This window comes from Achromobacter kerstersii, from assembly GCF_902859595.1.
Classification (GTDB): Bacteria; Pseudomonadota; Gammaproteobacteria; order Burkholderiales; family Burkholderiaceae_B; genus Achromobacter; species Achromobacter kerstersii.
The window spans coordinates 318957-333731 of the sequence record NZ_CADIJQ010000005.1 but is presented as its reverse complement, the minus strand read 5'-3'; the positions used below and the strand labels follow the sequence as shown (position 1 = coordinate 333731).

The 14775-nt window shown below is 62.7% G+C and carries 12 protein-coding genes; 6 read left to right on the top strand and 6 right to left on the bottom strand.

Annotation, left to right across the window (positions count from 1 at the left end):
* The first annotated feature begins 157 nt into the window (after positions 1 to 157).
* Complete coding sequence (locus HV765_RS17335) at positions 158 to 1063, top strand: LysR family transcriptional regulator (RefSeq protein ID WP_175170447.1); 906 nt, start codon at positions 158 to 160, stop codon at positions 1061 to 1063.
* On the opposite strand, the gene HV765_RS17330 is transcribed toward HV765_RS17335, so the two are convergent.
* The 4 genes from HV765_RS17330 to dnaA all read right to left on the bottom strand — a co-directional run bounded on the left by HV765_RS17330 (position 1022) and on the right by dnaA (position 8178).
* A complete protein-coding gene (locus HV765_RS17330) occupies positions 1022 to 2881 on the bottom strand; it encodes a WG repeat-containing protein (protein WP_175170446.1) in 1860 nt (619 codons plus the stop codon). The two genes, HV765_RS17335 and HV765_RS17330, sit on opposite strands and share 42 nt — an antisense overlap.
* 178 nt (positions 2882 to 3059) lie before the next feature.
* The gene (gene gyrB, locus HV765_RS17325) at positions 3060 to 5507 is read right to left on the bottom strand and encodes a DNA topoisomerase (ATP-hydrolyzing) subunit B (RefSeq protein WP_054420900.1); all 2448 of its coding nucleotides are present in this window, start codon (positions 5505 to 5507) and stop codon (positions 3060 to 3062) included.
* A 101-nt stretch (positions 5508 to 5608) separates the two neighbouring features.
* Positions 5609 to 6718: a DNA polymerase III subunit beta gene (gene dnaN, locus HV765_RS17320; RefSeq protein ID WP_006227714.1), complete on the bottom strand. Its 1110-nt coding sequence runs from the start codon at positions 6716 to 6718 to the stop codon at positions 5609 to 5611.
* Positions 6719 to 6720: 2 nt separating this feature from the next.
* The gene (dnaA, locus tag HV765_RS17315) at positions 6721 to 8178 is read right to left on the bottom strand and encodes a chromosomal replication initiator protein DnaA (RefSeq protein WP_054420899.1); all 1458 of its coding nucleotides are present in this window, start codon (positions 8176 to 8178) and stop codon (positions 6721 to 6723) included.
* 405 nt (positions 8179 to 8583) lie between these two features.
* Between dnaA and rpmH the strand changes: the two genes are divergently transcribed.
* From rpmH to HV765_RS17290, 5 genes are all read left to right on the top strand, one after another.
* The gene (gene rpmH / locus HV765_RS17310; protein WP_003816025.1) at positions 8584 to 8718 is read left to right on the top strand and encodes a 50S ribosomal protein L34; all 135 of its coding nucleotides are present in this window, start codon (positions 8584 to 8586) and stop codon (positions 8716 to 8718) included.
* A gap of 113 nt (positions 8719 to 8831) precedes the next feature.
* Positions 8832 to 9203, top strand: a complete 372-nt coding sequence (locus HV765_RS17305; RefSeq protein WP_175170445.1) for a ribonuclease P protein component — start codon at positions 8832 to 8834, stop codon at positions 9201 to 9203.
* On the top strand, positions 9203 to 9475 hold the full coding sequence (gene yidD / locus HV765_RS17300; protein WP_175170516.1) for a membrane protein insertion efficiency factor YidD: 273 nt from the start codon (positions 9203 to 9205) through the stop codon (positions 9473 to 9475). The genes HV765_RS17305 and yidD overlap by 1 nt, the downstream gene beginning before the upstream one ends.
* A gap of 48 nt (positions 9476 to 9523) precedes the next feature.
* Positions 9524 to 11203, top strand: a complete 1680-nt coding sequence (gene yidC / locus HV765_RS17295) for a membrane protein insertase YidC (RefSeq protein WP_175170444.1) — start codon at positions 9524 to 9526, stop codon at positions 11201 to 11203.
* Between the two features lie 271 nt (positions 11204 to 11474).
* Complete coding sequence (locus HV765_RS17290; protein ID WP_054420896.1) at positions 11475 to 12920, top strand: catalase; 1446 nt, start codon at positions 11475 to 11477, stop codon at positions 12918 to 12920.
* Positions 12921 to 13026: 106 nt separating this feature from the next.
* Here the strand turns inward: HV765_RS17290 and HV765_RS17285 are convergent, their stop codons facing one another.
* Together HV765_RS17285 and HV765_RS17280 are read right to left on the bottom strand one after the other, a co-directional pair.
* The gene (locus tag HV765_RS17285; RefSeq protein ID WP_175170443.1) at positions 13027 to 13905 is read right to left on the bottom strand and encodes an ABC transporter permease; all 879 of its coding nucleotides are present in this window, start codon (positions 13903 to 13905) and stop codon (positions 13027 to 13029) included.
* Between the two features lie 27 nt (positions 13906 to 13932).
* Positions 13933 to 14775: an ABC transporter ATP-binding protein gene (locus HV765_RS17280; protein ID WP_175170442.1), complete on the bottom strand. Its 843-nt coding sequence runs from the start codon at positions 14773 to 14775 to the stop codon at positions 13933 to 13935.

The window sequence follows — 14775 nt, the reverse complement described above, 5'->3', positions numbered from 1 at the left end:
TCTCCTTTGTTGTCCGGCTGGCGCCCAAGCGCTGCCAAGGGGGCATTGTTGGCGGCGTCGGACCCGGTGGGGAATGCCGTTCAGCGCAACTCACGATTGCACGGCGTGCAACTCCGGCAGCCCGATTCGGCCGGAGAGCCGCGCTATGCTTGGCGGCATGACTACGCCAGACCTCAACATGCTGCTGACACTGGATGTCCTGATCCAGGAAGGCAGCGTCGCCGGTGCAGCGCGCCGCCTCAACCTGAGCACACCCGCCATGAGCCGCGCCCTGGCCCGCATCCGCGAGGCCGTGGGCGATCCCGTACTGGTGCGTTCGGGCCGCGGGCTGGCGCCCACGCCGCGCGCCCTGGCGCTGCGAGATCAGGTGCGCAGTGTGGTGGAACAGGCGCAGACAGTGATCTCTGCATTTAGGCAGGATGTGGACCTGGGTTCCTTGACGCGGGTGTTCACGCTACGGTCCAACGACGTGTTCGTCAGCGCCTACGGCGGCCGCCTGCGCGAACAGCTGCGCCGCGACGCGCCTCACGCCGTGCTGCGCTTTCTGTCGGAAGCGAAAGATGACAGCGACGCGCTCGCGGGCGACGCCGACCTGTACATCGGCTCGTCGCAGAAATTCGGCGCCGACATCAAGGTGCAGACGTTGTTCACAACGTCCTTCTGCGGCCTGGCACGCGCCGGCCACGCCATCTTCCAGGACGACATCACGCCCGAACGTTTCGTCGCCTACGAGCACATCAGTGTCTCGCGGCGCGGCCGCGCGCAAGGCCCCCTGGACCTGGCGCTGAGCGACTTGGGCCTGTCCCGGCGCGTCGCGTTGATCACGCCCACCTTCCACGCCGCCATCTTCGCGCTGGCCGATTCCGACATGATCCTGCCGTCCATGCCGCAACACCTGATGCCGGGCATCGAGCGCTTGGGGCTGGCCCTGCGCGGCTTCGCCGTGCCAATCCCGATGGCATCGGTCAGAGTCGTGCAGGCGTGGCCGCCCCGGCTGGACAGCGACCCGGCGCACCGCTGGTTAAGGCAGACGATCAAGCAGGTGTGTGGCGGGGAGGCCTGAGCCGTCGTCGCGGGTCCGGCCATCCGCATACAGCCACCAGACGGCGCCCGTGTCTGCCCGCAACGCTTGGACCGGCAAGCCTGCTGCCCAGCATTGAGCAATCGCCGGCGGCCCGCCATGCACCCCATCCGCAGTACGCAACGACGCCGGCGCGCCGATCCACGCATAGACCGGCTCATGCAACCAGACGCCGTGCGCATCTGCGATACCGATGTGCAGGCCGTCCGCGCTGTGCTCGCTGGGTGCGTCAGGCGCTACCGCGCACAGCCAGCCGTAGTCAGCGCCCCACTTCAAACCGAACAGCATGTGCTGCGTGCAGGGCAACGCCTCACGGCCTGCTTGCATGTCGTAGACGCCTTGGAACCATTCGTCCCATTCGCCGTGATCCACGCACCGCAACACGCGCACGTAGCGGCCCGCCTGACCGGCGGGCGGCGGCGGAATCTCGGCGGGGTCGTCCGACGGCAGCCAGATGACGTCTGCCAAATCGGTATAGACCACAGGCACGATCACATTGCCCTGGCTGTCGACGATGCCGCGTTTGTCGTCGTCGGTCAGGACACGCACGCGCATGCGTGCCTGCGCCCATAAATCCGCGGCGTCGGTTTCCGTATCCACCGGCGCAAACGCTGCGTACTGCGCGTCCAGCACCTGACGGCCATGTTTGTCGATCAATCCGCACAAGGCGTCGCGCTCGGTCACGTAGGCGTGCAACGCGTCATCCCAATTGATGTCGTCCCAACACGGCGGCACGGCCCACGCGCCTGTCCGGTCGATCAGCCCCCATTGGCCCGAATCAAAAGCGGGCGCCAGATCGCCCGGCGAAAAATCGCCCGCAGATTCAAATCGGGGGGCAATCGCCCACGCTCCCTGCTTATCCACAAAGCCGATCTGATCGCCGACCCGCACCATCACCAGGCCCTGTGCATAACTCCACGCTTCATCCAACACACACGGCATCAGTTCGCGGCCATCCGTGTCGATCAAGCCGATCTTGTCGCCTTTCAACACCGTTGCAACGCCGTCTTCAAATGCCCAGATGGTGTCGAACTGCGGCGCCAGCACGATCCGTCCATCGTCGGCCGCGCCCACACGCACGCCCCACAACTTGTCCACAAGAAAGCGGTGCAGGCCGGCGCCAAGGTGCGTACCGTCGGGGCGTTCTGTTTCGCCTTCGTTGTCTTCTTCGCTGGCGTCTTCGCTGTCGTCTTCGTTGTCTTCTTCGCTGCCGTCTTCGCTGCCGTCTTCGCCCCCGTCCTGCGTCACGAAGTCTTCGTAGCGCACGGTGCGCACCGGAACCTGCTCGGCAAAGTAAGGGTGACTCAAGCCACCCAGACCAAAGCGCCACGCCCAGCCCGACGCGTCGTCCACGCCGTGCACGCCCAGCAAGCGCAAAACGCCCGCGCTGTCTTCGGCTGCCATGCAGGCATGCAGCTGCTGCCAACGCAGATTGCACTGCGCGCGTGCGTGGGCGGCGTACGCCGCCGCGCCGTCCTCATGCAGCCACGCCAATTCGTCCAGATTCGCCGTGATCCACAAGACGGCGTCATCGGCTTGCGCGTCGATCATTTCTGCCAGGTACGTGGCGGCGGCATCCAGCTGCAAGCAATAGGGCGCATCGTCGTGTGCCGCATGCAACAGCAAGAAGGCCGCCAGCTCGCATAAGCGGTCATGCGCGTCGTTCGCGCGCGCGGCCAGCCCCGCGGTTTCCGCATCGCCGAACACACGCTGCGACACGTCCGCCTCTACGTCCGCTGCGCCGGCCAGCAAGACCTGCCACAGGGTCGGAAAATTGCCATTGGCGCTGGCGATTTCCACTGAAGGGCTATGCCCTTTGTCTTCTGACTGCAAATAGAGCCACGCCCGATTACCCATCACCCCATCCTTGCCGTTTGGAAACGCAACCACAAAAAATAAGGGCTGCCGAAGCAGCCCTATCAACCCATCAGATCCCCGAGAACGATCTACGTTCTGACGACATCACGTATGGGCTTGATCACGCGTCGATATTGCCCGCCGACAGCGCATTGCGTTCGATGAACGCGCGGCGCGGTTCGACGTCGTCGCCCATCAGCGTCGTGAAGACTTCGTCCGCCGCAATGGCGTCTTCGATCTGCACGCGCAACAGGCGGCGCACCTTCGGGTCCATCGTGGTTTCCCACAGCTGTTCCGGGTTCATTTCGCCCAGACCCTTATAGCGCTGCTTCGAGATGCTGCGGTCGGCTTCGCTGCGCAGCCATTGCATGGCTTCGCGGAAGTCGGACACCGTCTGTTCCTTGCGCTTGTCGCCTTCGCCACGCGCGGCGAGCGAACGCGAACTCACCTTGCCCAGGAAGCTCTTGGCGGCCTTGGACAGAATGGCGTAGTCGGAACCGTTGACGAAGTCGGCGTCGATGATGCTGACGCGCACGTTGCCGTGGTGCATGCGCTGCACGGACAAGCGATGACGTTCGGTGGCCTCATCAAACTGCGGCACCACTTCCACGCCGTTGCCGCTGACCGGGTCACGCATGGCATCAGCCAGGCGCTTGGCGGAGTCGGCGGTGGATTCTGCCGATTCCAGGTTGATCTCAACGCCTTCGGCCATGGCCGACAACGCGCCCACGTCGAACACCTTCGCCAAACGCGCGATGACGCCGTCAGCCGCCACGTACTGGCTGGCCAGATCGGTAAGTTCTTCGCCGCGGATGATGTTGCCGCCCGAGATGATCTCGGCATCCTTCAGCGCCAGTTGCAGCATGAACTGCGCTTCTTCCTGGTCGTCCTTCAGATAGCGTTCTTCGCGGCCAACCTTCACCTTGTACAGCGGCGGCTGGGCGATATACACATAGCCGCGCTGAACCAGCTCAGGCATCTGGCGGTACAGCAGCGTCAGCAGCAGGGTGCGGATGTGCGCGCCGTCAACGTCCGCGTCAGTCATGATGATCAGGCGGTGGTAACGCAGCTTTTCCACGTTGAAATCGGGGCCGATGCTGGTGCCCAGCGCCGTGATCAGCGTGGCGATCTGTTCGCTGGCGATCAGGCGGTCAAAGCGCGCCTTCTCAACGTTCAGCACCTTGCCGCGCAGCGGCAGGATGGCCTGAAACTTGCGGTCGCGGCCTTGCTTGGCCGAGCCGCCTGCGGAGTCACCCTCGACGATGTACAGCTCGCACAGCGCGGGGTCTTTTTCCTGGCAGTCGGCAAGCTTGCCGGGCAGGCCAGCGCCTTCCAGCACGCTCTTGCGCCGCGTCATTTCGCGGGCCTTGCGCGCGGCTTCGCGGGCGCGGGCGGCTTCAACGATCTTGTTGCACAACGCCTTGGCGTCGTTCGGGTTTTCAAGCAGCCAGGATTCCAGCGTGCGGGCCACGGCTTCTTCAACGGCCGGACGCACTTCGCTGGACACGAGCTTGTCTTTGGTCTGGCTGCTGAACTTGGGTTCGGGCACCTTCACCGACAGCACGCAGGCCAGGCCTTCGCGCATGTCGTCGCCAGACGTTTCAACCTTGGCCTTCTTGGCCAATTCGTTGTCGGCAATGTACTTGTTGATGATGCGGGTCATCGCCGCGCGCAGGCCGGTCAAGTGCGAGCCGCCGTCGCGCTGCGGGATGTTGTTGGTGAAGCACAGCACGCTTTCGCTATAGCTGTCGTTCCACTGCATCGCCACTTCCACACCCACCGACACACCGCCTGCGGCCGACTCGGTGCTGACCGAGAACACGTTCGGGTGCAGCACGGTCTTGGCGCGGTTGATGTATTCAACAAAGCCCTTCACGCCGCCCGAGAACGCAAAATTCTCTTCCTTGCCCTGGCGCTGATCCACCAGGCGGATCTTCACGCCGTTGTTCAGGAACGAGAGCTCGCGCAAGCGCTTGGAGAGAATCTCGTAGTGGTATTCGATGTTGTTGAAGATGACCGGGTCGGCCAGAAAGCGCACTTCCGTGCCCCGCATGTCCGTCGTGCCCGTCACAGCCAGGGGCGCCACGCGCGCGCCTTGGCGGAATTCCATCTGGTGGACCTGGCCGTTGCGGCGGATCGTCAGGCGCAGCCATTCCGACAGGGCGTTCACGCAAGACACACCCACGCCGTGCAGGCCGCCAGACACCTTGTACGAGTTCTGGTCGAACTTACCGCCGGCATGCAGTTCGGTCATCACGATTTCCGCCGCGCTGCGGTGGAATTCGTCGTCCTTGTGGATATCCGTGGGGATACCGCGGCCGTTGTCGGTGACCGAGATCGAGTTGTCGGTATGGATGGTGACGACGATGTCGTCGCAATGGCCGGCCAGAGCTTCGTCGATGGCGTTATCCACGACTTCAAACACCATGTGGTGCAAGCCTGTGCCGTCGGACGTGTCGCCGATGTACATGCCGGGGCGCTTGCGCACGGCCTCCAGCCCCTTGAGCATCTTGATCGAGTCAGCGCCGTAGCCGCTGGTCTCGGGAGTGGTGTTCTGCTGATCTGACATGTCTGGTTCGATAACGCTTTAAAGAACGGCCTGGCGGCCGGACCGCCCGCGAGCCCTCAGGCCCGCAAGCGGCACAAACCCACAAACGCGTGGGGCGCGGATCAAATCCGCATGGGCATGACGACGTACTTGAACTGGTCGTCTTCGGGCAGGGTGATGAGCGCCGACGCGTTGGCGTCGGGCATGACCGACCACTGGATGTTGTCGACCTTCACGTTGGCCAGCACGTCGAGCAGGTAGCCCACGTTAAAGCCCACGTCCAGGGCTTCATGGCCATAGTCGATGTCGATTTCTTCCTGCGCCTCTTCTTGCTCGGCGTTGGAAGACGAAATCTTCATCTGGTTCTGCGCCAGTTGCAGGCGCACACCCTTGAACTTGTCGGTCGTCAAAATGGCGGCGCGCTGCAAGCTGCCTTGAAGCGCTTCGCGGCCCACCATGAAGTGGCGCGTGTAGTTCGTGGGAATCACACGCGTGAAATCGGGGAACTTGCCTTCGACCAGCTTGGACACCAGCTCGACGTCGCCGAAACGGAAACGGATCTGGCCCGGCGCCACATCAATGGAGACCACTTCATCGGAGTCTTCCAGCAGGCGCTGCATTTCCAGCACGGTCTTGCGCGGCACGATCACTTCGTGACGTTCGGCAATGCCGTCAGCTTCCGTCGAGCAATGCGCCAGGCGGTGACCATCGGTGGCGACGGCGCGCACACGGCCCGGTTCAAACACCAGCAACATGCCGTTCAGGTAGTAACGGATGTCTTGTTGCGCCATGGCGAAGTGCACCATGTTGAACAGATGGCGCAGCGTGCGTTGCGGCATGGTGAGCGAGACGTCCCACTGCTCGGGCTGAGCCACGGTGGGGAACTCGCTGGCAGCCAGCGTCTGCAACGCAAAGCGGCTCTTGGCCGACTGCACCGACAGCTTGTTGCTGGCCAGCGCCAGACGCACGTCGCCGGTATCCGGCAGCGCTTTCAGGATGTCGAGCAGCTTGCGCGCGGCAACCGTGGTGGACTCGTTGTCCTGGCCCACGCCGAAGTCGGCGTGCGTGGTGATCTGTACTTCCAGGTCGGTCGCAATAAAGGCAACCTTGTTGCCTTCCTTGCGCATCAGGATGTTCGCAAGAATGGGCAGGGTATGGCGTCTTTCGACGATGCCCGCCACAGTCGACAGCGGTTTCAGCAATGCATCGCGTGTGGTTTGTACGAGTTGCATGTTCATCCTTTTAGAGTTTGTTCCAACACGTGCAGGGTATGGTTGAGCTCCGCTTGCTTTGCGCGGGCGTCGGAAATCTTGCGTACGGCGTGAAGTACGGTGGTGTGATCACGACCCCCGAACAAATCGCCGATTTCCGGCAGGCTTTTCTGCGTCAGCTCCTTCGCCAGGTACATCGCGACCTGGCGCGGCAATGCGATATTGGCGGGCCGGCGTTTCGAGTACATGTCGGCGACCTTGATCTTGTAGAAATCCGCAACCGTCTTCTGGATATTTTCCACAGTGATCTGGCCGTTGGACACGGACAGCAAGTCCTTCAGGGCTTCCTTGCAAACATCCACCGTCAGCACATCGCGGCCGTGGAAGCGGGCGTAGGCAAGCACCTTGCGCAACGCGCCTTCCAGCTCGCGCACGTTGCTGCGCAGATGCTTGGCAATGAAGAAGGCCACTTCCTCGGGCATGGGCACGCCTTCGGATTCCGCTTTACGCAGCAGAATCGCCACGCGCATTTCCAGCTCGGGCGGCTCGATCGCCACCGTCAGGCCGGAGTCAAAGCGCGAGATCAGGCGGCTGTCGATGCCCGACAGTTCCTTCGGATACGTATCGCTGGTGATGATGATCTGCTTGCGCTGGGCCACCATCGCTTCGAACGCGTAGAAGAATTCTTCCTGCGTGCGGTTCTTGCCGGAGAAGAACTGAATGTCATCGATCAGCAGCAAGTCCAGCGAATGGTAGTAGCGCTTGAAATCATCGAACGCCTTGCGCTGGTACGCCTTCACCACATCGGACACGTATTGGTCGGCGTGCACATAGCGCACGCGTACGCCCGTGCCGGCCGCCACCATGGCGTTGCCGATGGCGTGGATCAAGTGAGTCTTGCCCAGGCCCACGCCGCCATACAGGAACAGCGGGTTGTAGGACGTGCCCGGGTTCTCGGCCACTTGCAGCGCCGCGGCGCGCGCGAGCTGGTTCGCCTTACCCGTCACGAAGTTCTCGAAGGTGAGATCCGTATTCAGGCGCGAACGCTCGTACACGATGTTGGCCGCGTCGGCGTTGACCGCCTGGGCAGCCGCCGTGGTCGCGGGCGGGGGTGGGGCGGCCGGAGCCGGGGCCTGCATGGGCGGCGCGCCGCCTGAGGGCTGTGCAGCGGACAGGTGGGACTGATCGGGCTGCGGCGCACGCACGGGCGCGACCGGCATACGCGGGGCGGCTCCATGAGAAGGCAACTCGAACAACACCTGTACTGGTCGCTTGAACCACTCCGCGGCCAACGCTTCAATCTGGTGGGAAAAATTCTTACGCACCCAATCCAGCTTGAAGCGGTTGGGCGCGGCAACGCGCAGCACCGCCTGCGTTTCGTCGTACGCAAGCGGGACCAGCGGTCGTATCCACGCGCTGATTTGTTGGGGGGGGAGTTCCTGCTCAAGACGACTGACGCAGGTCTGCCAGAATTCTTTCATGTCGCTCTTATTCAAACCTCGATTCTACCTTGCCTGGGCTGGGGTTATCCACAGGGTAGGACATAAGCGTCTACACTGCTCAGGCTTAACTGTTTGACAAGACAGGGAAAACTTGCTGAAATGGTGGGCTTTTCCGAATTCTGTCTGTCAGAAGGTTTCACAGAGAGCTTAGCCGGAGTTGTGGCAAGACCCCTCCTTTCATTGGTTGGGGCGCTTACTGCACTGTCCGGTTTTTAGCTTTGCTGAATAGGTCGCCTGGGGAGAAATCCCTTGTCCAGAGCCCCGTCTACGAGTTGTTTTTTGCACATGTTGCAAAAATGCTCACTAGATACCCGCTGCTGAATCCGCGACCTGGAACCCTCCGGGCAGGTCCCTTCTGACTTTTGTTCTTTTTGTGGATCGTCCATGAAACGTACCTACCAACCTTCCGTTACCCGCCGCAAGCGCACCCATGGCTTTCGCGTGCGCATGAAAACCCGCGCTGGCCGCGCCATCCTGAACGCCCGTCGCGCCAAGGGCCGTAAGCGTCTGGCTGTCTAAGTTCTGGTTTTCCGGTTTTTCCGGAAGACCGTGACTCTTTGCACGGACCGGCCATATTGCAAGACCTCTCGCAATCTCGTTCTGGTTCCGCGCAAACGCCTGACCCGCAGTCCATGCCGCGCTCCACGCTTCCCCCGGAGGCGCGGTTGCATCGCCCCTCCGAGTTCGCCGCTGCCCTAAAAGGCCGGCGTCTTGCTCGAGGGGCGTTATTCATTGTGACTTCGGCTCCCAATGATCTGCCTCCCGGCCAGGATGCCTGTGCCCGCTTGGGGCTGATCATCGCCAAGCGCTTCGCCGCCCACGCCAGTACGCGCAACGCCATCAAGCGGGTCATCCGCGAAGCGTTCCGCCACCGGCGTCTGGCGTTGCCGCCCAAGGATTACGTCGTGCGATTGCATAGCAAAGTCGCTCCCACCACGCTCACCTCGCTAAAACGCTTGGTCAGAGCCGAAGTGGACGCTCACTTTGAACGGATCGCGCGATGATTTTCAAAGCACTGCTCATCGCCCCCATCCGGTTCTACAGGTTTTTCCTGAGTCCCTGGATCGGCCGGCAGTGCCGCTTTACCCCTACTTGCTCGGCGTACGCGATTGAAGCAATCGAACGCCACGGCGCCTGGCGCGGTTTCTGGATGGCGGTTCGGCGCATTGGCCGCTGCCATCCGTGGTCGCCCGGCGGATGGGACCCGGTTCCGCCAACACGGGGAACCAATGGCCCCCCGTGCTGTTCCCACAGCCACCGCACCGAGCACGATTGACGCTAAACTGGCGGGCTTTGCTGGCCCGTATTCACTTCAGTAGGCACCATGGATATCCGACGAACCGTCCTCTGGATGATTTTTTCCTTTTCGCTGTTGCTCCTATGGAACAACTGGCAAATCCATAACGGCAAGCCGTCGCTGTTCGGGGGCCCGACGCCCGCGGCCAGCACGGCTGAACCGCAGGCCGGCGCCAATAACGCCACGCCATCGGTGCCCAGCGCGCCGACCTCCACGGCAGCTACGCCGTCGGCGGTTCCTGGCGCCACTGCACCCGCTACCGCACGCTCGGAAGAAGTCGTCATCACGACGGACGTTCTGCGTCTGACGTTCGACACGATGGGCGCCCAACTGGTGCGCGCCGAGCTGCTGAAGTACCCGGCAACCGGCCAGCCCGACAAGCCCACCGTGCTGCTGGACCGTTCGGCCGGCCTGACCTACGTCGTGCAATCCGGCGTGGTTGGCGCCCCCAATGGCCAGAGCTTCCCCACGCACCAGACGCCTTTCCGCGTCGTGTCCACCGAACGCCAACTGACCGGCGACAGCCTCGTCGTTGCCTTCGAAGGCGAATCGGGCGGCGTGAAGGTCACCAAGACGTTCACCCTGCACAAGGGCCGCTACGACATCGACGTGCGCCATGACCTGGCCAACGTCGGCTCCGCCCCCGTCACGCCCGCGCTGTACCTGCAGCTTGAGCGCGACGGCAACGACCCGGCCGACACGTCGAGCTTCTATCACACCTTCACCGGTTTCGCCGTCTACTCTGAACAGGACAAGTTCCAGAAGAGCACCTTCAGCGACATCGAAAAGAAGAAGGCCAACTACATCAAGCAGGCGGACAACGGCTGGATCGCCGTGGTGCAGCACTACTTCGCCACCGCCTGGGTGCCGCCGCAAGGCAAGCCGCGCACGAACGAACTGCTGGAAGTGCAGAAGAACCTGTACGCCGCCCGCAGCATCGAAGCCGTGGGTGAAATTGCCCCGGGTTCCGCGTCGCGCGTCGACTCGCACCTGTGGGTTGGCCCGCAAGACCAGAAGGCCATGGCGGCGCTCGCCCCCGGCCTGGAACTGGTGGTGGACTATGGCTGGCTGACCATCATCGCCAAGCCACTGTTCACGCTGATGACGTGGCTGCATTCGCTGCTGGGCAACTGGGGCTGGACCATCGTCGCACTGACCGTGCTGATCAAGGCCATCTTCTACCCGCTGGCCGCCGCAAGCTACCGCTCGATGGCCCGCATGAAGCAAGTGGCCCCGCGTCTGCAAGCGCTGAAGGAAAAGTACGGCGACGACAAGCAGAAGCTCAACGCCGCCATGATGGAGATGTACCGCACCGAAAAGATCAACCCGCTGGGCGGCTGCTTGCCGATGGTGGTGCAGATTCCGGTGTTCATCTCGCTGTACTGGGTGCTGCTGGCCAGCGTGGAAATGCGCGGCGCGCCGTGGATTCTGTGGGTCCATGACCTGTCGATCCGCGACCCGTACTTCATTCTGCCCGCCATCATGATGGCCACCATGTTCCTGCAGATCAAACTGAACCCGACGCCCCCGGACCCCATCCAGGCCAAGGTCATGATGATCATGCCGCTGGTGTTCGGTGGGATGATGTTCTTCTTCCCGGCCGGTCTGGTGCTGTACTGGTGCGTCAACAACACCTTGTCGATCGCGCAGCAATGGTCCATCACCCGCGCCATGCAACGCAAGACGGAAGCCGCGGCAAACCGCTAAGCCTCTTCCTTGCAAGCATGAAGAACCGGCCCCAAGGGGCCGGTTTTTTTATGCGCGCGCCGTTTGCAGCGATGACCGAAGCACGCCATCTGAGGCATTTCTTAATAGCTTTAATCAATTGAATTTGGTGCTTCAATCAACTTCACAAGTGAAACGATGACCCCTATGATGTGTCGGACATATTCCCCGGGCGGCATCGCCGGGGAATATTCACAACACGGCGCGGGCCGGCAAAGGCCACGCGCCCTCCAGATCACGTAGGGAGTGTGCTATGACCGACAAGAAGCAACTGACCACCGCCTCAGGCGCGCCGGTGGCGGACAATACCAACACGCTGACCGCGGGCCCGCGCGGTCCGGCGCTGTTGCAGGACTTCTGGCTGATTGAAAAGCTTGCCCACTTCGACCGCGAACGCATCCCCGAACGCGTCGTCCACGCCAAAGGCTCCGGCGCCTACGGCACCTTCACCGTCACCCACGACATCTCGCGCTACACGCGCGCCAGCATCTTTTCCCAGGTCGGCAAGCAAACCCCGCTGTTCCTGCGCTTTTCCACCGTGGCCGGCGAACGCGGCGCGGCAGACGCCGAACGCGACGTGCGCGGCTTCGCCATCAAGTTCTACACCGACGAAGGCAACTGGGATCTGGTGGGCAACAACACCCCCGTGTTCTTCATCCGCGACCCGCTGAAGTTTCCGGACTTCATCCACACCCAGAAACGCGACCCCAAGACCAACCTGCGCAGCGCCACCGCCGCCTGGGACTTCTGGTCGCTCAGCCCCGAATCGCTGCACCAGGTCACCATCCTGATGAGCGACCGCGGCATTCCCGCCAACCTGCGCCAGCAGCACGGCTTTGGCTCGCATACGTTCAGCTTCGTCAACAAGGACGGCGAACGCTTCTACGTGAAGTTCCACTTCAAGTCGCAGCAGGGCGTGGTCTGTATGAGCGACGAAGAAGCGGCGCAAGTCGTGGCGCATGACCGCGAAAGCTCGCAGCGTGATCTGTTCGAAAACATCGAAAAGAAGAACTTCCCGAAGTGGACGCTGAAGGTGCAGATCATGCCCGAGGCCGAAGCCGCCACCTACCACATCAACCCGTTCGACCTGACCAAGGTGTGGCCGCACGGCGACTATCCGCTGATTGAAGTGGGTGTGCTGGAACTGAACAAGAACCCCGAAAACTACTTTGCCGAAGTCGAGCAGGCCGCCTTCACGCCGGCGAACGTCGTGCCGGGCATCGATTTTTCGCCGGACAAGATGCTGCAAGGACGCTTGTTCTCTTACGGCGACACGCACCGCTATCGCTTAGGGATCAATCACCATCAGATCCCCGTGAACGCGCCGCGCTGCCCGTTCCACAGCTATCACCGCGATGGGGCGAGCCGGGTCGACGGCAACGTGGGCGGCACGCTGAACTACGAGCCCAACAGCGCGGGCGAATGGAAGGAAACCCCGTCGGCCGGCGAACCGCCGCTGGCGCTGGATGGCCAGGCCGCCGCGCGCTGGAATCACCGCGTGGATGATGACTACTACTCGCAGCCGGGCAACCTGTTCCGCCTGATGACGCCCGAAAAGCAGGAGCTGCTGTTCGGCAACATCGGCCGCCACATGGCGGGCGTGCCGGAAGAGATTCAGCGCCGTCAGCTGGAGCACTTCAAGAAGGCTGACCCGGCGTATGCAGCCGGCGTGGCCAAGGCGCTGGGGCTGAAGCTCTGAACGCTTAGGTTGGCTGCATGAATCGCCAGGCGACGTCTGGCGGTGAATAAAAGGGGGCGGCTTCGCAAGAAAGCCGCCCCCTTTTTACCTGTGGACAACGCGCCGGCTAGCGCTGCATGCCCCACCGCCGTACCGTCAAACGCTCCAACGTATCGAATCCCAGGTTTTCCACAAGCAGGCCGATGATGACCACGGCCGCTAACCCTGCGAACACGCGATCTGTGTATAACTCGTTGCGGTTCTGAAAGATGTACCAGCCGAGTCCCCCTTTGCCGCTCGACGCACCAAATACCAGCTCGGCGGCAATCAACGTGCGCCACGCAAACGCCCAGCCTATCTTCAGGCCGGCCAGAATCGCGGGCAACGCCGCAGGCACCAGAATCTGCAATACGTACCGCAGCCCGGTCAGCCCATAGTTGCGGCCCGCCATGCGCAGCGTTTCCGACACGCCCAGAAACCCCGCATACATGTTCAGCGCCAGCGCCCACAGCACCGAGTGGATCAGCACGAACACCAGGCTGCCTTCACCCAGACCAAACCAAAGCAAGGCCAACGGCAGCAGTGCGATGGCTGGCAGCGGGTTGAACATCGCCGTCAGCGTGGACAGCAGATCGCGCCCGAAGCGCGTGGACACGGCCAACGTAGTCAGCACGAACGCCAGCGCCACCCCAGCCAGATAACCCTGCACCAACACCCGCAACGACTGCCAGGCGCGCGCCGGCAGCTCACCATTGGCGATGCCCTGCACGAAGGCTTGCGCCGTCTGCCACGCTCCCGGCAGCAACAAGTCATTGTCGGTATAGCGCGCCGCCAACTCCCACAAGCCCGCCAGCAAGGCCAGAATGAACAGCTTGCGCAGGCTGGCGTGTTGCCACAGCTTTTCGTGCCACGGCAGCGGCGCCTCGGCCGCCTGCGGGGGCAGGGGCGGCAGGTCATATTCCACTTCGGGGCGGATCGGCGGAGCCGCAGCGTGCGCGTGAGTCATGGAAGAAGGCTCATAAGGAACGCGCGCTCAGGCCGCAGCGCGCTCAGCCGGCAGGGGCGTGGCATCGGGGGCGGGCGATTCGAACAGCAAGTCATGGATGCGCCGCGCCGCCGACTGAAAACCGGCAGAACCCTGGCTGTGCAAGCCATACGCGTGCGCATTCAACTCTGCGCGCACACGCCCCGGATGCGGCGACAACAGCAGCACACGGCTGCCCAGCACCAGGGCCTCTTCAATCGAATGCGTGACGAACAGCAAGGTGAAGCGCACCTCTTCCCACAGGGCCATCAGCTCTTCCTGCATGCGCCGCCGTGTCAGCGCGTCGAGCGCTGCGAAGGGTTCATCCATGAGTAGCACGCGCGGCTGCATGGCAAGCGCCCGCGCAATCGCCACGCGCTGCTTCATGCCGCCGGACAACGTGTGCGGGTACGCATCGGCAAACGCAGCCAGGCCCACCTTATCCAGATAATGCATGGCGCGTTCATCCGCTTCGCGCCGGTTCAATTTGCGCGAGGCCACCAGCGGAAAGGCCACGTTCTGCCGCAAGGTTTTCCACGGCGGCAACTGGTCGAATTCCTGGAACACGACGATGCGATCCGGGCCAGGGCCAGCCACCGTCTGGCCATCAATGGCGATGCGTCCTTCGGTGGGCGGGATGAATCCGGCCACGGCTTTCAGCAACGTCGACTTGCCGCAGCCCGACGGCCCCAACAAGATGAAACGGTCGCCACCGTGCACCTCGAAACTGACCTGATGCGTCGCGCGAACCCGCCGTTCGCGCGTCTTATATTCGATTGTCACCTTATCCACAGCTAGCAGCGGTGACGTCTTTTGAACGTTATCCACAGGGCTTGCGGCGGCGACCGGCAT